Origin of the sequence: Larkinella terrae, from assembly GCF_009668025.1 — a bacterium.
GTDB lineage: Bacteria > Bacteroidota > Bacteroidia > Cytophagales > Spirosomataceae > Larkinella > Larkinella terrae.
The window spans coordinates 665207-684866 of the sequence record NZ_WJXZ01000009.1 but is presented as its reverse complement, the minus strand read 5'-3'; the positions used below and the strand labels follow the sequence as shown (position 1 = coordinate 684866).

14 protein-coding genes are annotated in these 19660 nt (G+C 50.0%); 8 read left to right on the top strand and 6 right to left on the bottom strand.

Going from position 1 to position 19660, the window contains the following annotated elements; genetic code table 11:
* The first annotated feature begins 7 nt into the window (after nt 1–7).
* On the top strand, nt 8–1126 hold the full coding sequence (locus GJJ30_RS17375) for a Gfo/Idh/MocA family protein (RefSeq protein WP_154176423.1): 1119 nt from the start codon (nt 8–10) through the stop codon (nt 1124–1126).
* Between the two features lie 33 nt (nt 1127–1159).
* Complete coding sequence (locus tag GJJ30_RS17370) at nt 1160–4945, top strand: PVC-type heme-binding CxxCH protein (protein WP_154176422.1); 3786 nt, start codon at nt 1160–1162, stop codon at nt 4943–4945.
* A 78-nt stretch (nt 4946–5023) separates the two neighbouring features.
* Here the strand turns inward: GJJ30_RS17370 and GJJ30_RS17365 are convergent, their stop codons facing one another.
* From GJJ30_RS17365 to GJJ30_RS17350, 4 genes are all read right to left on the bottom strand, one after another.
* Nucleotides 5024–6310 carry a sensor histidine kinase gene (locus tag GJJ30_RS17365; RefSeq protein WP_170299215.1) on the bottom strand — a complete coding sequence of 429 codons (1287 nt, stop codon included), beginning with the start codon at nt 6308–6310 and terminating at the stop codon, nt 5024–5026.
* A gap of 455 nt (nt 6311–6765) precedes the next feature.
* Nucleotides 6766–7221, bottom strand: a complete 456-nt coding sequence (locus GJJ30_RS17360; protein WP_154176420.1) for a hypothetical protein — start codon at nt 7219–7221, stop codon at nt 6766–6768.
* Nucleotides 7222–7299: 78 nt separating this feature from the next.
* Entirely contained in the window at nt 7300–7845 is a 546-nt protein-coding gene (locus GJJ30_RS17355) for an RNA methyltransferase (protein WP_154176419.1), read from the bottom strand.
* A gap of 30 nt (nt 7846–7875) precedes the next feature.
* Nucleotides 7876–8826 (bottom strand): hypothetical protein, encoded by a 951-nt coding sequence (locus GJJ30_RS17350; protein WP_205880575.1) that lies wholly within the window; start codon nt 8824–8826, stop codon nt 7876–7878.
* Nucleotides 8827–9059: 233 nt separating this feature from the next.
* Between GJJ30_RS17350 and mutS the strand changes: the two genes are divergently transcribed.
* Nucleotides 9060–11744 carry a DNA mismatch repair protein MutS gene (mutS, locus tag GJJ30_RS17345; RefSeq protein ID WP_310588322.1) on the top strand — a complete coding sequence of 895 codons (2685 nt, stop codon included), beginning with the start codon at nt 9060–9062 and terminating at the stop codon, nt 11742–11744.
* A gap of 44 nt (nt 11745–11788) precedes the next feature.
* Here the strand turns inward: mutS and GJJ30_RS17340 are convergent, their stop codons facing one another.
* Nucleotides 11789–12913 (bottom strand): hypothetical protein, encoded by a 1125-nt coding sequence (locus GJJ30_RS17340; protein ID WP_229313185.1) that lies wholly within the window; start codon nt 12911–12913, stop codon nt 11789–11791.
* Between the two features lie 198 nt (nt 12914–13111).
* Between GJJ30_RS17340 and GJJ30_RS17335 the strand changes: the two genes are divergently transcribed.
* The 4 genes from GJJ30_RS17335 to GJJ30_RS17320 all read left to right on the top strand — a co-directional run bounded on the left by GJJ30_RS17335 (nt 13112) and on the right by GJJ30_RS17320 (nt 17984).
* Complete coding sequence (locus GJJ30_RS17335; RefSeq protein ID WP_154176417.1) at nt 13112–14332, top strand: nucleoside permease; 1221 nt, start codon at nt 13112–13114, stop codon at nt 14330–14332.
* Between the two features lie 85 nt (nt 14333–14417).
* On the top strand, nt 14418–14615 hold the full coding sequence (locus GJJ30_RS17330; protein WP_154176416.1) for a hypothetical protein: 198 nt from the start codon (nt 14418–14420) through the stop codon (nt 14613–14615).
* Complete coding sequence (locus GJJ30_RS17325) at nt 14606–15349, top strand: class I SAM-dependent methyltransferase (RefSeq protein ID WP_154176415.1); 744 nt, start codon at nt 14606–14608, stop codon at nt 15347–15349. Before GJJ30_RS17330 ends, GJJ30_RS17325 begins: the two co-directional genes overlap by 10 nt.
* 322 nt (nt 15350–15671) lie before the next feature.
* Nucleotides 15672–17984: a DUF7133 domain-containing protein gene (locus GJJ30_RS17320; protein WP_154176414.1), complete on the top strand. Its 2313-nt coding sequence runs from the start codon at nt 15672–15674 to the stop codon at nt 17982–17984.
* A gap of 88 nt (nt 17985–18072) precedes the next feature.
* Here GJJ30_RS17320 and GJJ30_RS17315 read toward each other — a convergent pair whose 3' ends face one another.
* The gene (locus GJJ30_RS17315) at nt 18073–18462 is read right to left on the bottom strand and encodes an iron chaperone (protein WP_154176413.1); all 390 of its coding nucleotides are present in this window, start codon (nt 18460–18462) and stop codon (nt 18073–18075) included.
* 366 nt (nt 18463–18828) lie between these two features.
* Between GJJ30_RS17315 and GJJ30_RS17310 the strand changes: the two genes are divergently transcribed.
* A complete protein-coding gene (locus tag GJJ30_RS17310) occupies nt 18829–19611 on the top strand; it encodes a DUF2490 domain-containing protein (RefSeq protein ID WP_154176412.1) in 783 nt (260 codons plus the stop codon).
* Nucleotides 19612–19660 lie beyond the last annotated feature (49 nt).

Sequence of the window (19660 nt, the reverse complement as noted above, 5' to 3'; positions counted from 1 at the left end):
GGTCAGTATGAAAATCAATATTGCCATCGTTGGACTTGGCTTCGGTGCCGAGTTTATTCCCATTTATCAGCGCCATCCGCATACGAACATGTATGCGATCTGCCAGCGGAATACCGAAAAACTGAATGAAATCGGTGATGCGTTTGGTATCGAAAAGCGGTACAACAACATCGACGACCTGCTGGCTGATCCCAACGTCGACGCGGTGCACATCAATTCGCCCATTCACAACCATGCCGAACAAACCCTGAAAGCGCTGCGGGCGGGCAAGCATGTGGCCTGCACGGTTCCAATGGCGACCTCGGTGGAAGAATGCATGGAAATCGTGAAGGCGTGTCAGGAATCCGGTAAGAAGTATATGATGATGGAAACCGTGGTGTATAGCCGCGAGTTCCTGTTTGTCAAGGAGTTATACGAGAAAGGTGAGCTGGGGAAAATCCAGTTTCTGAAAGCCAGCCACCAACAGGATATGGACGGATGGCCCGGCTACTGGCCCGGTTTGCCTCCCATGCACTACGCGACCCACTGCGTTGGTCCGGTGGCCGGTTTGCTGAAACTGGAAGCCGAATATGTGTCGTGTTTCGGTTCGGGAACGATTCGGGAAGAACTGATTCCGCACTACAATTCTCCCTTTGCCATTGAGTCGGCGCATATCAAATTCAAAGACAGTGATTTATCGGCTTATGTGTACCGATCGCTGTTCGATACGGCCCGGCAGTACCGCGAAAGTTTTGAGGTCTATGGTTCGTTAAAGTCATTCGAGTGGCCATTGATTGAAGGCGAAGACCCGGTGATTCACACGGCTAAAAAACCGGAACCGGAGATTCCGGAAAAAGTGAAAGTGCCGGATTATGCGCATTATTTGCCCGCCGAAATTCAATCATTTACGACGCACGGCGTTTATAATGAGGAAGATAACGCACACTTATCCTTCATTCAGGGCAGCGGTCACGGCGGCTCGCACCCGCACATGGTGCACGAATTTGTTTCGGCCATCGTGGAAGATCGCGATCCATTCCCCAACGCGGTGCAGTCGGCCAACTGGACGAGTGTCGGGATTCTGGCGCACGACTCGGCGATGGAAGGTGGGAAACTGAAAAATCTGCCGGATTTTGGGAGTTTGTAATCGTAAGAGTGCTACCTGCTTAAACCAATCCCTATGAAAAAACTGAACCTTTTTTTAACCCTTGGCCTGCTGGTTCTGCTCACCGATTGTGCTCGTCAGCAATCGGGCAGTAGTTCGCGCGAATCGGGTGGGCGGTCGACGGTTTCGGCGGCTAATTCCGAAAAACCGCGTCGGACCGAAATCCTGTTTCTAGGTGACAACGGACACCACCGACCCGCCGAACGCGTTCCGGAGTTGATGGCTGCGCTGGGTGATAAAGGCATTAACCTGACGTACACGGATCGGCTGACCGATTTGAATGCCGAAAATCTGGCGAAATACGACGGGTTGTTGATCTACGCCAACTGGGACAGTATCGCTCCGCAGCAGGAAAAAGCACTGCTCGATTTTGTCGCGGGTGGAAAAGGGTTGATTCCCGTTCACTGTGCTTCGTATTGCTTCCGGAATTCGCCGGAATACGTGAAAATGGTGGGCGGGCAGTTCTGGCGGCACCGGATGGACACCATTCAGACGCAGACGGTCCAGCCGAACCATCCGGCTATCATGGGCTTGAAACCGTTCAAAGCGTACGATGAGACCTATCTGCACGAAAAATTGCAGCCCGACAACAATGTGCTGGCTATTCGGGACATCAAAGCGGATCAGGAAAAGGACAAGCCCGGTCAGAAAACCGAACCGTATACCTGGACGCGCTCGTACGGTAAAGGCCGCGTTTTCTACACGGCGTACGGCCACGATCAGCGCACCTGGAATGTACCCGGTTTTCAGGCTTTACTGGAACAGGGCATTCTCTGGGCCGTTGGCGACAAGGTGAAAAAGCTGCACGATGATCTGAAACCGCAGCCGTTTCAGTACGTAGAGGCTGACCTGCCCAACTACGAAAAACGCTCAGGACCGCAGCTGCGGCAGTTGCCGCTGTCGCCCGAAGAATCCATGAAGCACATTCAGGTGCCGGTGGACTTTACGCTGGAACAGTTTGCACACGAACCGGACGTCATGCACCCCATTGCGATGTCGTGGGATGAGCGCGGACGGCTTTTTGTGCTGATCACCCGTGATTACCCAAACGAGCGCAAGGATTCGGGCGGAACCGATTACATCCTGATTTGCGAGGATACCAACAAAGATGGCAAGGCCGACAAGTTTACCAAATTTGCCGACGGCCTGAGCATTCCGACCGGTTTAACCTTCTATAACGGTGGCGTTATTGTGTCGCAGGCTCCGCACATGCTTTTCCTGAAAGATACCAATGGTGACGATAAGGCGGACGAGAAGAAGATTCTGTTCACCGGTTTTGGAACGGGCGATACCCACGCCGGGCCGTCCAATCTGCATGTTGGTTTCGACAACTGGATTTGGGGCTGCCTCGGCTATTCCGGTTTTGCCGGGAAAGTCGGCGCCGACAGCCTGAAATTTGGGCAGGGCTTTTTCCGGTTCAAACCCGATGGTTCGAAGCTGGAATACGTGACCAGTACGTCCAACAACACCTGGGGCTTGTCGTTCAACGAAACCGGCGATGTTTTTGGCTCGACCGCAAACAACTCCCACGGTTGGTACCTGGCCATTCCGCACCGGTATTTTCCGGGAAACAACGGAAGTGGTAGCCGGAGCACGGACACCCACAAGGACATGAAACCGATTACCGGAAAGGTCCGGCAGGTCGATGTGTTCGGCGGTTTTACGGCGGCAGCCGGGCATAATTTCTACACCGCCCGCGCTTTCCCGAAAAGCTACTGGAACAAAGTGGCGTTTGTCTCGGAACCCACCGGGCATATTCTCCACCAGAATATCATGGTGAAAAATGGTACCGACTTTGAAGATACCGAGGGTTTGGGTTTCAACCTGCTGGCGGGTGCCGACGAATGGGTGGCACCGGTTTTTGCGGAAGTTGGTCCCGACGGAGCAGTTTGGGTAGTGGATTGGTACAGCTACATCATTCAGCACAACCCAACGCCAAAAGGAGCGCAAAACGGTCCCGGAAACGCCTATCAGACCAGTTTGCGGGATTTCACCCACGGCCGGATTTACCGGATTGCCTACAAAAAGGCTCCGGCCTACACGCCCTTGTCGTTGAGTAAAGATCGTCCGCAGGAACTGGTGGCAGCTTTGAAAAATAACAATATGTTCTGGCGCCAAACCGCTCAGCGCCTGCTGGTTGAGCGGAACCAGAAAGATGTGGTGCCGCAATTACTGGAACTGGTGAAAGATCAGAGTCTGGACGAAATCGGGATTAATCCCGCTGCGATTCATGCGCTCTGGACCCTGAAGGGGCTGGGTGTGCTTGAAGGCTCGGATGCAACTGCCTTGCAGGTGGCAACGGCGGCTCTGAAACATGCGTGTCCGGGCGTTCGTAAAACCGCGGTTCAGGTTTTACCGCGAAACGAAGCTTCGGCCAGTGCGCTGCTGCAGGCTAATTCGTTGAATGACAAAGAACCGCTGGTTACTTTAAACACCTTGCTGGCGCTGTCGGAAATGCCGACCAGCCCGACGGTCGAAACCGCTATTCTGACGCGGTTGAACGATGCCAAAGAAGTGAACGACCGCTGGTTGCCGGATGCCTTTGCCTGCGCACTGACGAGCCACGATGGTAAACTGATGCAAACGTTTTTAAAGCAGCTGGTGCAGAATAGCAAATCCGCTCCCAAAATGCAGGAGTCGATGAGTGGCCACCACGATCACGCGGCTATGGCGGCACAAACCACGGCCCAGTCAGGCCAGGAATCCGCATCGTCGGGTAGTCAACCCGATCTGGTGGTTACGAAAATCCGTACGGAACCCGCTTCTCCGTTCGTTCGTGAATCGGCCCGCATTTTTGTCGAAGTGACCAACAAAGGCGGAACTGCTATCCCGGAAGGAACGCCGATTCCGCTGGCGATTCGGGTGGAAGGCCAGGGACGGAAGGTGGAATACGTCAGCCAGAAACATACCGCAGGAATAAAACCGGGTGAAACCGTAACGATTCAGGAAGGGAACAATGGCCCCTGGAATACTACGTTTAACGTGTCGTTCGAGAAAGCGGGTGACTATTCGGTGATTGCGACGGTCGATGCCAATAATGTGCTGGCCGAAGGAAACGAGCGGAACAATGCGTTAACGTACAAACTAACCTATCGTCCACCGCAAAACATGAGCGCGTTTGTGCTGGAACGGACCATTCGGAACTATGCTGCGGCCGCTCCGGCCGACTCGGTGATTGCTTTGTTGCGGCTTTCCCAGCAGTTGGACCAAACCGGTAGTGCAGCCATTGTAAAAGGAATTTCTGAGGGCTGGAACGCTCGCCGGAAAGCTACCTTGAATGACGCTGACAAATCGTTTGTTGCGAGTCTGGTCAATACCATTCCGTCCGACAGCCGGGATCGACTGGGCCGGGTTTTACAAGCCTGGGGTGTTTCGACTGAACAGGCTGCCGATCCGAATGTCGAAACCGTTCGCATCAAGCCGATCAAGGAAGCGTTGCAGTTTGACAAGAAGGAGTTTACCGTAACGGCGGGCAAACAGGTCGAGATCGTTTTCGAGAATGTCGATGCCATGCAGCACAACATTGTGGTGGGTAAACCGAAGTCGCTGGAGATTATCGGGGCGGCTGCGGATAAGCTGATCACGGCCAAAGATGGCGCCGAACGGAATTACGTACCTTCTATTCCGCAGGTTGTTGCTTCGTCACCGCTGGTCAATCCCGATCAAACGTACCGATTGAAATTCACCGCTCCAAGTCAGCCGGGTGACTATCCCTTCGTTTGTACGTTCCCGGGCCACTGGCGGATTATGAACGGAATTATGCGGGTAAAAACCGCTGCAGTCGAGAAAGCGGCAAAATAAAATGATGGATGATGAATGATGAACGATGAATCGGCTAACGCAGCACAAAACCATTCATCGTTCATCATTCATCATCCATTACAACTCCTCACTTTTGAGTGATCGTTTGCGGATGGGTTCCACAATGGGTTGCGGAATCCGGATGCTAAAGACGCTGCCCCGACCGGGTGCACTGCTGACCGAAAGTTTCCAGCGGTGCGCTTTGGCAATCTTCTGAACGTAGCTCAATCCGAGTCCGAAGCCTTTGACGCTGTGTGCATTGGCGCCCGGTGCGCGGTAATAGGCATTAAAAATATGCGGTTGGTGTTCCGGGGCAATACCGATGCCGTTATCCTGCACCACAATAACCAGCTGACCGTTTTCATTTCGGGTCATCAATTGGATAATCGGATTCACCGGTGTGTATTTCACCGCATTGTCAACCAGGTTCCCCAGCACGTTTACGAGATGGAGCCGGTCGGCCTGAACTACCGAGTAATGGGCTTCCAGATCCAGGTGAAGGTAATCTCCATGCCGCTCGGCAAGGTGGAATAACAATTCGTGCAAATCGATTGCTACCGAATGAATTTTGAAAGCTCCTTTGTTTTCCGAGCGCGCTACCGTTAAAACCGTTTCGACCTGCTGCTGCAACCGCAGGGTTTCCTCCTGTACCATCCGAACGTATTTAAGCATCCGCTCGGGCTGTTCCATTATTTTGGGCGACGACAGAACGTCGGCCGCTATTTTGATGGATGAAATGGGCGTTTGCAACTCGTGGGTCATGTTGTTGATGAATTCACGCTGATCTTCATTCCGGTTTTTCTGCGTAAGCATCCGGTAAAAAAGGTAGATGAAGAAGCAGGTCAGCAACAGCACAATTAATGAAGCCAGAATCCAGTTGTCCAGTTGTTGCGTCAGGTAGTGAACCTGATTGGGAAACCGAACGACGAAATAATACGGCGAAGAAAAGGAGGAGAGGGCTGCGCCATCGGACGCTGGCGTTTCAATGCGCTGCCGGGACGAATTCTCGTAGATGATCTGACCGGCGGTGTTGTCATACACGCCGTATTCAAATGTGGTCAGGATCTGATGAATTTCCAGTTCAACGCCCAGGTAAAATTCCAGCTTACGCGGATCGATCGGCGCATCCAGATTTACCAGATAGTAAGCCGGTGATAAAGTTACAACCTGTACGCCCACAGGGACGCCGGTTTCGGGCCGGGCCACGCGCCGGGCCACTTCAGAAAGTGCTTTGGTAACTGTTTGGAGAAACTGCCTTTCACGCAATTCATACGCTTTCCTGACCCAGTATACCTGAGTTGACACAACGCCAACAATCGCCAGGGTCGAAAGCACAATAAGGACACGGGTAGTCAGTCGTGACATATGCAATGCCATAATAAAGTGGACTTGATAGACTTACTCCGTTTAGACGGACGAATCTTTTGAAAGTCAGCTATTCAAGAATATTTTAAATAAAAAAGTAACAAAAGGTAACAATGAGATTCTGCGTCAAGCGGTGTGGAACGCTTAGGCTGGAGGAATTTGTAAGAAGGATAGAGAACTTAACTTTAAGTATTTATCAGACGTTATGTTCGTTACGGCAACTTTGCTAAGTAATTGGTTAATAAGCAATAATTCAAATATTGTGCCATAAAAAAATGCAATTAATGCGCAGGGAAAAGTGATTTAACGAACATAATGAGTTAATAGATTGTGTAACTGCCAGATTAGGAGGAGTTTATGAAAAAAATAAAAAATGCGTAGAGCGATTGCTCTACGCATAAATATTTTCCAATTATGTATAAGTAGAATAGCGCAGTCAACTCAAAAACCGCCTGTCAGGATTCCGACGGGGTAGCTTCCGGTTCCGGTTTGGGGGCCGGGGCTTTCCGGGTTGCGGCTGGCTTGGGAGTAGCCGCTGGTTTGGCGGCAGCGGCTGGCTTTGCGGCCGGTGCTGACTTTGGTTTGGGGGCGGGTGTGGCTTTGGCCTGCGGAACTTCTTTCTCCACTTTAGCAACGGTAGCCTGCCCGTTTTCCCCCGCTTTCACGGCGGTTTTTTTGACTTTTTTGGCCGCTTTTTTACTTTTCACATCAGCTTTCTTCTTGGCTTTAGCCAATTGCTTTTTCTTCTTTTCTTCCTCTTTCTTGAACAGCTTGCTAATTCGGTCGGCCAGCTTCGTTGCGGATTTTTCGATGGCCTTTTTTACTTTTTTGGACTGATCGCCGATCTCAGTTAATTTGGTTTCAATGGAACTGGCAATGTCAGTTGCCAGCGATTTCTTTTTAGCTTTCATATGGAACTTTTGTTAAGGTGTACTTCATAAAGAGAAAAAAATCTACAAACAACTACGAAAGAAATAGGAAAAACAAAATCACTCTGTTAAGTTTTTGTTAAGTTTTGTCAGAAAATCCCAGCAAACGATTCCGGCACTGACGGCGATGTTGAGTGAATGTTTGGTGCCATACTGCGGAATTTCCAGAATAAGATCGGCTTTTTCGACCACTGTATTATTGACGCCAGCAACCTCATTACCAAACACAAATGCGGTTTTTTTGTTGGAATCCGGCTGAAAATCCTGCAAGCCAAGGCTCCCCTCCGCCTGCTCAACGGCCGCAACGATCCAACCCGCCAGCTTCAACTCCTCGATCAAACCCACGACATCGGCCCTATACTCCCAGTCGACCGACTCCGTTGCGCCGAGGGCGGTTTTGGTAATATCGCGGTGGGGGGGAGTGCCGGTAATGCCACACAGATAGATTTTTTCGGCCCGGAATGCATCAGCTGTTCGAAAAACCGAACCGACGTTGTTCAGGCTGCGGACATTATCTAAAATCAGAATGTAGGGGTACTTATCAGCAGTTTTAAAATCTTCAACGGAGAGCCGATTGAGTTCATCGAGACTTACTTTTCTGGGCATTTTTGTACTCATCAAATCGAAAAATGGAAATTACTGAAGCGTTAAGGAAAAGAGTTTTTGAGTACTGGCGATAAGCAGATCTCCCTGCTTATTGGTAAAAACTGTACTGGCAAATAGTGTGTTTTCGAGGGAATCAAATTGAGGTATAAACCACTTGCCAGCTTGCGTATAGATGTAATTAATGCCGTCAATTTGTACCCACAGATTACCGCCTTTATCGAGATTGTAGTGAGAAACCGAGCGATTTGAGTCGAAACTTCCCACCGGAATGGTCGATAGTTTCTTTAGCGTTTTACCGTCAAATTTGAACAGAATGCCATCCCAAAGCGCGTCTTTTACAACAAACCACAAATGCCGGTTTTGGTCTTCAAAGGCACCCCAGATGTCATTGGAAATTCCTTTTTGAACAGATACATAGGTCGGTACTGAAAACCGCTGAACTGGAGTTTCCAAGGCCTGATTTTGGTAGATGAGTAGTTCGTTATTTGCCGATTCAATGGAAAAATTTTCTGTAAAAACCCGCGAGAGATTTATACCAATTATCTTACTGATCTTTTTTTGTTTAATGTCCCAAATGGTAATACCCTTATTGGTGGTGAACCAGATTTCCTGTTCAGTAGCCCGAATCGTCTGGTAATAATTCATTTCCGCAATGGCTCCTGCTTCTATCCAACTACCATTCACTAGTTGTTGGAGGGAAAAACCGCTGGGTTGCGACTTGACTCCCCAAACCGCTCCGGTTTCTGTTGTGAAAAGTTTGATGAGATTATTTTTCGGCAGCTCTACTACATTTGGTAGATTGACCAAGGCCAGCCGACCAGCGGCTTCGTTATAACCCTGAAACGTCAGGAATTGATTGAATTGACTTGTGCCGCCGTAGAAGGGAAAATGGACCAATTCGGATAAGTGAAACGGTTTGGTTTCCAGTGTTTTGGCCGAAGGACCTTTGAGTCCGGAGCGATCGTTGGGCGGATAATCCATCGTACCAATTACTGTGAATTGGCAACTTTGGATCAGGCAGATCAGGGCCAGAATTAAGATGGATGGCGGTTGATGGAAGCGAGTGTTCATGGGGTGGATCGTAAGATGGACGAAATTTAAAGTCTTTTCAGGAAAGGGCAAACAAATGGGCATTTATCGGCAACTAGAAGGCTGAAAAGACCACTCTGTCCTTAAAATTTCGTATTTTTGTTTAAATTAAGCATACAGAATTTGTGAAAGTTACTAACACCAAGACTGTCAAGAAAACGTCCGAAACTCCCCTAAACCGGCAATACAATCAGATCAAACTAAAATACCCCGGAGCCATTCTACTCTTTCGTGTGGGGGATTTTTACGAAACGTTCGGCGAAGACGCCGTAAAAGCCAGCCGGATTCTTGGTATCACGCTGACCAAACGGAACAACGGCGGAGCCAATGAAGACCTGGCCGGTTTTCCGCACCATTCCCTCGATACGTATTTACCCAAACTGGTTCGGGCGGGCGAGCGCGTGGCCATTTGCGATCAGCTGGAAGATCCGGCGATGGCCAAAGGAATTGTCAAGCGGGGTGTAACCGAGCTCGTTACGCCCGGCGTTTCGTTCAACGACAATGTTCTGGATACCCGCCGGAACAATTATCTGGCTGCGGTTCATTTTGCGAAAAACGCGGGTCCGGAAGGCCAGTTTGGCGTTGCGTTTTTGGATATCTCAACGGGCGAGTTTTTAACGGCGCAGGGCAATGCGGCCTACGCCGATAAGTTGCTGCAAAGCTTCAATCCGTCGGAAATTCTGTTTTGCAAGCGGTTTCGGAAGGATTTTGTCGAACTGTTTGGCGATAAATTCAACACCTACACGCTCGAAGACTGGGCGTTTACCTACGATTTTGCCTATCCGCTTCTGACCCAGCATTTTCATACGTCGTCGCTGAAAGGCTTCGGAGTTGAGGGACTGACCGACGGAATTGTGGCGGCTGGCGTCATTCTGCATTACCTGAACGAAACCGAGCACAAGGATATGGGTCACATTGTGCGGCTGACCCGACTGGAGGAAGACAAATACGTCTGGCTCGACCGGTTTACGATTCGGAATCTGGAGCTGGTCATGGCGCAACAGGATGGCGGTATTCCGTTGATTCAGATTCTGGATCAGACCGTTACGCCGATGGGTGCGCGGCTTTTGCGGAAATGGCTGTTGCTGCCGTTGAAAGATAAGCCGCTGATCGAGGAACGACTCAACACCGTTGAACTGCTCAAAAATGGAAACCCGGACGAGGCCGGTTCGGACCAGCCGAGTCTGCGCGAATCGCTGGGAACGCACCTGAAACAAATCGGGGATCTGGAACGGCTGATTTCGAAGGTGGCCGTCCGCCGGATTTCGCCCCGCGAAATGGTGCAGCTGAAGCGTTCATTGTCGCACATTTTACCAATCAAGGAACTGCTGATCACGGCGCTGGCGAATCAGCCCATGACGTCGTCGATTAAAAAATACGCCGACCAGCTCAACGCCTGTACGTTTCTGGTCGATAAAATCGAAGCGGAACTCCGGGACGAAGCGCCGGTGGTGAGCAATCAGGGCGGCATGATCAAAAGTGGCGTCAATGCTGACCTGGACGGTTTGCACGCCATTGCTTTTTCCGGGAAAGATTACCTGGTGCAACTGCAAAACCGGGAGGTCCAGCGAACCGGTATTTCGTCGCTGAAAGTAGCTTATAATAAGGTTTTTGGTTATTACCTGGAGGTGTCGAATGCGCACAAATCCCGGGTGCCGGACGACTGGATTCGGAAGCAGACCCTGGTGAATGCGGAACGGTATATTACACCGGAACTCAAGGAATACGAAGACAAAATCCTGAATGCGGAAGACCAGATTTTCAGCATCGAGCAGCGGATGTTCAACGATCTGGTGCTGGCGGCCGGGGAATATGTAAGCCACATCCAGCAAAATGCCCGGGTGATTTCGGTGCTTGACGTACTGGCGTCATTTGCCCGTGTCGCTGAGAAAAACCGCTACGTCAAACCGACGATTACGAACGACAAAGCCTTGCAGATCAAGGACGGGCGGCATCCGGTGATTGAGCAGCAACTACCGCCCGGCGAACCGTACGTTCCGAATGATTTGTATCTCGACGACGAAACCCAGCAGATTATCATCATCACCGGGCCGAACATGGCCGGAAAATCGGCTTTGCTCCGGCAAACCGCGCTGATTGTGTTGATGGCGCAAACCGGCAGTTTTGTGCCGGCCTCCGAAGCAGAGATTGGCATTATCGATAAGATTTTCACGCGCGTCGGAGCGTCCGACAACCTGTCGCGGGGCGAATCGACGTTCATGGTCGAAATGACCGAAACCGCCAGCATTCTGAACAACCTGAGTGAGCGGAGTCTGGTGATCATGGATGAAATCGGGCGCGGAACCAGCACCTACGACGGGGTTTCAATTGCCTGGTCCATTGCCGAATACCTGCACAACCACCCGACTTACCGCGCCAAAACGCTGTTTGCCACGCACTACCACGAGCTGAACGAGCTGGCGACGAATTTGCCGCGCATCCGGAATTTCAATGTTTCCGTGAAGGAAATGGGCAATAAAGTGATCTTTCTGAGGAAATTGAAGGAGGGAGGGAGTGAGCACAGTTTCGGGATTCACGTGGCGCAAATGGCCGGTATGCCGACGAAGATTGTCAGCCGGGCCGGTGAAATTCTGCAACAGCTGGAAAGCCAGCGCGAAGGTTCCAGCGACGGGCAGCGCGTCGCCTTGCGGGAACTGCCACAACCCAACGACATTACGCTCAAAATTTTCGAAGCCGGTGATCCGAAAGCCGAAGCAGTGAAAGAAAAATTGCGGAAACTCGACATCAATACCCTGACGCCGATCGAAGCCCTGCTGAAACTAAATGAGTTGTTGAAAATGATTGAATAACGGACCCACGAACTGGGCCATGGAGGCTTTAGTCTGTAAGTACGTTACTGAACGTGCCGCGATTCCATGTTGTGTTTGGCTAGCATGGTCTTCAATTCTTCCGCCCAACCAACATACCGTTCGCCATCTTTCGTATCGTACCCATTCTTGATCAGGCCGTCGGCTTCGGCAATGGCCTGGTCAGGCCGGTCGAGTAAGTAGTTCAGAACCATCAGGTTGTAATACGCCGAATACCGCATTTTCTGATTCCGCTTGTCGGAACCGGGATATTTATTTTTCAATTCCTGAAAATAGTCCAGAACCGGCTGGAGATCGCGGGCTAACTGGGTGATCGGCTGGGTGGCCGTCATGCGTTTCGATAACTCCTTGACGGCTTTAATGGCTTCCTGCTGAATCGGAAATTCGGGGTGGCTTTTTGAATCCAGAATCCAGAGAAATTCCCGAGTTTGGGTCGGCACGTACCCGTACCAGCGGTTGGCATCTTCGTTTACCCGCGCAATGGCGTCCGTAACGTATTTGGTAATCAGGTCCGTACGGATCGTTTGCTGGTTTTGCTCGATGTACCGCCGGGCATCCGCCAGATTCCGGTATTCAATAGTTGTATAGGACAGTTCATACGGAAAAGAACCGCTCGTCGTCACGCTTTTGACCGGATCGGACTGCGAGGCCGATTGCAGAAACCGGTTGTTCTGCAAATCCTTTGCCTTTTCTTTTTCCTTCCGGCTCAGCGATTTTTCATCGGTTCGGGTACCAAGCACTTTATAATTTCCGCTGAAACTGTAGCGGACAATCATGGAGTAATAGGTAATCTGCTCGGTCACCTTGCCGTCTTTATCCTTCTTTTCTTCGGTCCGGGTTTTGGTTTCGCTTCGCTCAAACCGCACGTTGCCAAATTCGACCGTAATGCCAACCGCCGGGTTGTTTTCAACCCGTTGAAAGCCCGACAAACCGATCTTTTCGTAAATCGACGACTCCGGATACGCCGATGCGACCGAAGGGGAGCAAAGCACCCGCACTCCGAACGTGCGGTTGTCGGCCGGCGTGTATTCTTTGGGCAGAATCAGGTAACCGGCGTCGAAATAGAAGCGGTCGAGGTCGACTTTCTGGGCGTTTCCCCGCGAACCGACCACCACCAGTGCGGTCGTTAAAAGAGCGTAGATCAGTTTCATAGAACAAAGTTATCGAATGAAACACCAGATTAAAGCGAACTTTTTACCAAGTGGAAGAGAAGGCGTTTGAACTGTAAAAAATCGGGATTTGATTGAAACTTCTCTCCGTGCGGTTTGACGCTTGACGCATTTCGGTTATCTTCAAACCCGCAATCGCGCTCCATTTTGTGCGAACCCATCAAATCCAGCGATAACCCAATGAACCTCAAAACCCGCATTCAACTCTCTGTCATGATGTTTCTCCTGTTTTCGACATGGGGAGCCTGGTACGGACAGATGAGCAAGTATCTTTTTACCCAATTAAACGCCACTGGCGATCAGGTCGGTAATGCGTATACGGCTTTTTCACTGGCAATGCTGGTGGCGCCATTTTTTATCGGTTTGATTGCCGACCGGTATTTTGCGGCCCAGAAGGTGCTGGGCGTTCTGAATCTGCTGGGTGCGGCCATTCTGTTTTTTCTGATTCGCGAAAATGATCCGGACGCGTTTTTCTGGCAGATTTTGGCCTATTGCCTCACGTTTGCCCCGGCCATGTCGCTGACCAGCTCCATTGCCCTGCAGCACATGAAGAATCCGGAGAAGGAATTTCCGGGCATTCGCGTGTTGGGAACCGTCGCCTGGATTGTGATTACCAATATTGTCGGATATTATAAAGTGGGCGATCAGGTGACAATTTTTCAGATTGCTATGTACGTTGCCCTGTTTTTTGGAGTGTTTTCCTTCACTCTTCCGAACACCCCGCCCAAAGCGAATGCCTCCGCCACAGTGGCTCAGATTTTGGGCGTCGATGCGTTTAAATTGCTGAAGGATCGCTCGTTTGCCATTTTCTTTCTTTCTTCCATTCTGATCTGCATTCCGCTGTCTTTTTATTACGCGATGGCGAACCCGGCTCTGACGGATTCGGGCATGACCAACGTGGAAAATAAAATGTCGCTGGGCCAAGCGTCCGAGTTTTTCTTTATGCTGCTGATTCCGCTGGCATTCGCCCGTCTGGGTGTCAAATACATGCTCGTCGTTGGGCTGGTGGCCTGGATTGCCCGCTTTCTGTTGTTCGGTTATGGCGACGCGGGTTCGGGCGAGTGGATGTTTTACATTGCCATCGTGCTGCACGGCGTTTGTTACGATTTCTTCTTCGTGACGGGGCAGATTTATACCGACAACAAAGCCGGAGAGCGCATCAAATCCTCGGCGCAGGGCTTGATTACCCTGGCGACTTACGGAATCGGAATGGGGATCGGCTCCAAATTATCCGGTATCGTAGCCGATATGTACACGACCAACGGGAAAGTAGACTGGACCTCCGTGTGGCTGGTTCCGGCGGGAATTGCTGCCGTCGTGCTGGTGCTTTTCGTCCTGATGTTCAACGACCGGAAGAAAACCGTACCGGCTGAAGATGAACTGGTAACCGGGCCGCTGTAAACCGGTTAAGCTAAAAATTTTCGGAAGGACGTCAGGTAATTGGCGTCCTTTTTGCGTTTTAGAGGAAATTGATGTTGTTTGGATTATGGAAAAGAAAAAGCGGATTACGGTTTATAATGATTTGAACGATCCTCATTTGGAGCAGGTACAAAAGTATGCCCGAATGACTCCGGAAGAAAGATGGGAAGAGTATTTGAAAATGCGAAAATTGTTTTTTGAATTGGGAGGAACTCCGCAAAAAGTAACACCACGGATTAGTGTAATCAGACCCTCATGGATGTAGAGAATAGTGATTTTCTTCAATTTGTTATTACTGCTGAAAACTCTTCAAACTCAGCTAGGTTGCAGATGTTGCATCTATTTTTATTTGTCTGTTTTGTATTGATTCGCCAACCGTCCAAGGCTCAATTTGATGTTAATGGATGTTTGGACAAGCATTTTACAAAACGCGATAATATTGAATGGTTACTAACTGGTTATAAGCGAATCTACGACTTTCACAAACAGGAGAAATTAGCCAGTGTCGGGGCGGGCTCAGGTGTAAGGGAGATTATTTATTCAATGATGGATGATAGTATCAGCTTTTATCTACAGGACATCAATCCGGTTTGTCTTCAACCGGAAGATTTGGCTCTAACAATCCGGCAAGTGTATCAAATTGCAGGTCGAGTAAGTACCGCCACTTTTATCCCAATTCGCGGAAAAGAAAAAGAAACCCGATTACCGGAGCGGTTTTTTGACAAAATAATTATTGAAAATAGTTTGCATGAATTTACATATCCGAATGAAATGCTGACTAGTATTCGGGGTAACTTGAAAAAAGAGGGGTATCTGTTTATCTGGGAACTCATCGCCCGACGACCGGGACAGAAACACAAGGGATGCCGAAAGCCGCTATTTACTGAAGAAAGTTTGCTTAAATTGTTAGATGAAAACGGGTTTAGTCTGACGGAAAAAACCGTAGTAGATCCTCATTATCAGGCTGATCGGGTATATAAGTTCGCTTTAAAATACTGATTTTTATAAACCGGTTTGCAGATCATCTCTCCGGCCCCGGTTTCGGAAATACCTGGCGCGTCGTTGCCCATTGCCGCCACATACAATCCAGCTCGCGCACTTTGTCAGGAAATTGGCCCGCTACATCCTGGGTTTCGCTTTTATCGGTTGCCAAGGTAATTTCTCATCAATTTCGCGCCTAGTGAATGGTTAGAAGATCGAAACAGTTGCCTTATGCCAATGTTTTTAAACGTGAATCCGCTTGTGGATCGTTATAGGATTAAACATTAAATTTGTCTGGCAGTCCTACTGTCACCATACAACCCTGATCGTAATCAACCGAATGAAAAGGCTTCGTTATCCGCTGCTGCTCATCTTCGTATCGTTAACGTTACTCTATTGCAAAACGAATAAACAGGCGCGGTCAACCTCCGTTTCGACCGCACCTGCTCAAACCGCTCCGAACGAACCGATCGATTTCACCCAATCGCCCTTCCTGACGCCCGAAGCTTCGATGAAACGGGTACAGCTTGAGGACGGCTTTGAGCTGAAGCTCGTTGCTGCGGAGCCGCTGGTGAGCACGCCCGTTGCCATGCTGTTCGACGAAAAAGCCCGGATGTGGGTGGTGGAAATGCCGGGATACATGCCCGACACCATCGGAACCGGTGAAGATCAGCCGAACGGGAAAGTGGTTTTGCTGGAAGATAAAAACCGGGACGGGGTGTACGACAACCGGAAAGTCATTATCGATTCGCTGGTCCTGCCCAGGGCTATTTGTCTGATCGATAACGGTATACTGGTCGCCGAACCGACGAATCTCTGGTTTTATACTTTGCAGAACGGCAAAGCCGTCGGGCGGGAACTGGTCGATGCGAAATATGCCGTCGGCGGAAACGTCGAACACCAGCCCAATGGCTTGCTTCGTGGTTTGGACAACTGGATTTATAATGCCAAATCGGATAAACGCTACCGGAAAAAAGGCGGAAAATGGCTGATCGAGCATACCCATTTTCGCGGGCAATGGGGCATAAGCCAGGATGATTACGGGCGGTTGTATTACAACAACAATTCGCAAAACCTGCTCGGTGATTATTTCTCACCCGGTTTTGGTGCCTGGAATAAAAATCAGCGGGGCGTTGCGGGATTTAACGAAAAGGCGGTGGCCGACAACAAGGTTTACCCCATCCGCCCCACGCCCGGAGTAAACCGGGGTTACATGAAAGGCGTTTTGAACGACAGCCTGAAACTCAATGAGTTTACGGCGGCTTCCGGACCCGTGATCTACCGGGGGGCACTTTTCGGGAGCGGTTTTGAGTGGAATGCATTCGTTCCGGAGCCTTCGGCCAACCTCATCAAGCGAAACATCCTCACGGAAAAAGGCTATGTCGTTACAGGTGGGCAGGCGTATCGGGGCAAAGAATTTCTGGCGAGTATGGACGAGCGTTTCCGCCCGGTGAGTCTCTATAACGCGCCCGACGGAGCACTGTATATTGTGGATATGTACCGCGGAATTATTCAGCACAAGACTTACGCAACGCCATATTTGAAGAACGAAATCCGGAAAAGGGAACTCACGCAACCGTTGTCGGCAGGCCGGATTTACAAAGTCGTCCCCAAAAATAAAGCGGTTTCGGCGGTTGTTCTGCCGGATGTTCCCGAACAACTTCTCCAGCTGCTGGGAAATCCGAACGGCTGGATTCGGGACAAAGCCCAGCAAACGATCATCGACCGCAATTACCTCCAACTGGTTCCGGGCTTACAAAAAGCCGCGCAATCTGGTAACACCTTGTTGGCGATCCACGCGCTTTGGACACTTGAAGGGCTGGGCAAACTGACCACGGAAGCGGTTCTGGCGACATTGGAAAAACCGGTCTGGCCCATTCGAATGCAGGGCCTCACCGCCATTCCGTCGGTGATAACGTCGGCCAGCGAGCCAAAAATAACGGCTTCGTTAACCAAACTTCTGGACGCAAACGATACGCTGGCGGCTCCCTACATCGGTTTTCTAGCCCATTCGATTGCGGAATTCAATCCTTCTGCCGCGCACCAGCTACTGACCCGGCTTTCGAAAGCTTATCCGCAAAACCGCTACGTGGCTGACGCCGTAACGAGCAATTTGCAGGATCAGGAAACCCAGTTTGAACAAGAGTTGGTGGCGTCGGTAAGTGACCAGAATGCGACCATTTATAAACAACTGCGAAGAGCCACCGCTACCGCGAAAAATGCGCTGGCGAATCGCAATCCCGAAGTGCTGAAGAAACAGTTTCCCAAGGGTGAAGCTTTGTTTACATCGGTTTGCCAGACCTGTCACGGCATTGACGGCAACGGGATCAAATCGCTGGGGCCGCCGTTGAATCAATCGGAATGGGTGACGGGAAACAAAGACAAGCTCATTTCCATTGTTCTGTTCGGTCTGACGGGGCCGGTAAAAGTAAATGGCCACGTCTACCAAACGCCGGAGGTAAGTGGTGACATGCCCGGAATTGGATACGATAAAGACTTGCCGAACGAAGACATTGCCCAGTTACTCAGTTACATCCGAAAGTCATGGCGGAACAACGCCGAGACGATTACGACGGAAGAAGTGGCCCAGAAACGGGCTAAATTATCCGGTCGTCAGAAGGCTTTCACCGAAGCCGAACTGAGTGGTCTCTAAGTTAAGTGCTCATTTTTCGAAAAAAAAACCGGCAGTTTTCAACCTTTGTGCAGGTTGAAAACTGCAATATCTAACTGAACGGAGCACTTCATTCCGTCGGCTGGACTTTCTTTCTGGCCTTTGGAGCCGGTTTTTTCAGGTTTTCCGCTACCCGGAATTCAACAATTCGCGTGATCAGATCCAGCGGCATGGGTTGATCGAGCGGAAATTGAACCGAGCCTTTTGCCCCTTTAAATTTTGAAAGTTCCTCCTTAAAAGCCTCAATTCCGGAAGGGACCGGATAAAATCCGATGTGATTTTTAAATGCAGCAAAATGGACTAGATTGCCATTTAAGGTGAACGTTGGCATCCCGTAACTGATGGTTTCACTTGCATTGGGGGCCGCTTTCCGAATGGTTTCCCGAATCTGAATCAAAAGCTCCTGCGTTTCCGGCGAAAAATCGGCTATGTAATTACTGAAGTCGGTTGGTTTGTTCATTCGTTTAAAGGTTTCGGTTATTGGGATTTACGAAGGTGATAAGGCCCGGCAATGTAAGCGAAATTGCCATTCCGTTCAATCCTTTTGCCTTTATTTCAGATAATTACAGTTTTCATAAAAAGTGTTTCAGCCACTCTTTTGCTGCCTTTTCGTCCGTAAATTCTTCATCTGAATGGGCGGTTTTCGGGATTTGAAGAGTAGACCCAAGATGAACGTGGCCAGTCTCGGTTGTCTACAGTGGATAACCAAGCATTTTGGTGATACTGAAAACGTTAAGGTAGTATTATCAAATTGTTAAGAATGTATGAAGTCTGACGTCGATTCATTAAGCCATTGTAATTTCGTACAATTTTAAATGGTTTCTTTATGAAGCGGCTCCGCGTCGTTGCCGGACTAACGATTAGTCTGTTAATCTCTTCACTTGTAAGCTCGTACGCCCAAACTTCCATTACACCATCGACACCCTGGGGAACCTGGTTCATCGGCACGGTTCAGCTTCCGGGTGGTGATAAAAAATGGGGCGGTTTTGCCGAAGTTCAGGCCCGTGGCAATGCGGTTTTCCACCAGTTTTTTTACCGGGAATTGAAAGGCGGAGTCAGCTATGACCTGAACGATCATTTTACATTTTCGCTGGCTGGTGGGCATTACGCAACGTATGATTACCAGGCACTGAAAGACGGTCCTCTGAATACCGAAACACGATTCTGGCAGCAACTCATTGTCAATCAATACCTTTCTCGGCTAAAATTTGAACACCGTTACCGCGTCGAACAGCGCTGGTTTACCTACCGGGACGGAACAACGCCCTACCGGAACCGGATTCGCTACCGGCTTAACTTGTTCGTTCCCCTGAACAAGCCGACCATTACGGCAAAAACGGCATTCCTGTCGTTCTACGACGAACTTTTTCTCAATCCCAAAGGACCGACTTTCGAGCGAAACCGGGTTTATGGGGGCGTTGGCTACCAGCTTGATAACCATTGGATTATGCAGGTCGGCTGGGTCAACCAAACCAACTACAATCCGGCCACGTTTGAATCCGGCATTTTTACGCCCCAATCGGCCTCCGGAAAGAATAACGTCGTTCTTGCGTTGACTTATCGGCTGGGCCGAAATAAGAACGAAAAACTGCCTTCGCAAACCGATTAATTGCCATTGGCACCTTCGGATTTTAAACCCTCCGGTTTGACGAAAACCG

Bases quoted from the DNA above. Each gene is read 5' to 3' on its own strand.
- GJJ30_RS17370 (WP_154176422.1), top strand. From the start codon at position 1,160: ATGAAAAAACTGAACCTTTTTTTAACCCTTGGCCTGCTGGTTCTGCTC.
- GJJ30_RS17340 (WP_229313185.1), bottom strand. From the start codon at position 12,913: ATGAAACTGATCTACGCTCTTTTAACGACCGCACTGGTGGTGGTCGGT.
- GJJ30_RS17330 (WP_154176416.1), top strand. From the start codon at position 14,418: ATGGAAAAGAAAAAGCGGATTACGGTTTATAATGATTTGAACGATCCT.
- GJJ30_RS17355 (WP_154176419.1), bottom strand. From the start codon at position 7,845: ATGCCCAGAAAAGTAAGTCTCGATGAACTCAATCGGCTCTCCGTTGAA.
- GJJ30_RS17310 (WP_154176412.1), top strand. From the start codon at position 18,829: ATGAAGCGGCTCCGCGTCGTTGCCGGACTAACGATTAGTCTGTTAATC.
- GJJ30_RS17315 (WP_154176413.1), bottom strand. From the start codon at position 18,462: ATGAACAAACCAACCGACTTCAGTAATTACATAGCCGATTTTTCGCCG.
- GJJ30_RS17365 (WP_170299215.1), bottom strand. From the start codon at position 6,310: ATGTCACGACTGACTACCCGTGTCCTTATTGTGCTTTCGACCCTGGCG.
- GJJ30_RS17360 (WP_154176420.1), bottom strand. From the start codon at position 7,221: ATGAAAGCTAAAAAGAAATCGCTGGCAACTGACATTGCCAGTTCCATT.
- GJJ30_RS17335 (WP_154176417.1), top strand. From the start codon at position 13,112: ATGAACCTCAAAACCCGCATTCAACTCTCTGTCATGATGTTTCTCCTG.
- GJJ30_RS17375 (WP_154176423.1), top strand. From the start codon at position 8: ATGAAAATCAATATTGCCATCGTTGGACTTGGCTTCGGTGCCGAGTTT.
- GJJ30_RS17350 (WP_205880575.1), bottom strand. From the start codon at position 8,826: ATGGATTATCCGCCCAACGATCGCTCCGGACTCAAAGGTCCTTCGGCC.
- GJJ30_RS17320 (WP_154176414.1), top strand. From the start codon at position 15,672: ATGAAAAGGCTTCGTTATCCGCTGCTGCTCATCTTCGTATCGTTAACG.
- GJJ30_RS17325 (WP_154176415.1), top strand. From the start codon at position 14,606: ATGGATGTAGAGAATAGTGATTTTCTTCAATTTGTTATTACTGCTGAA.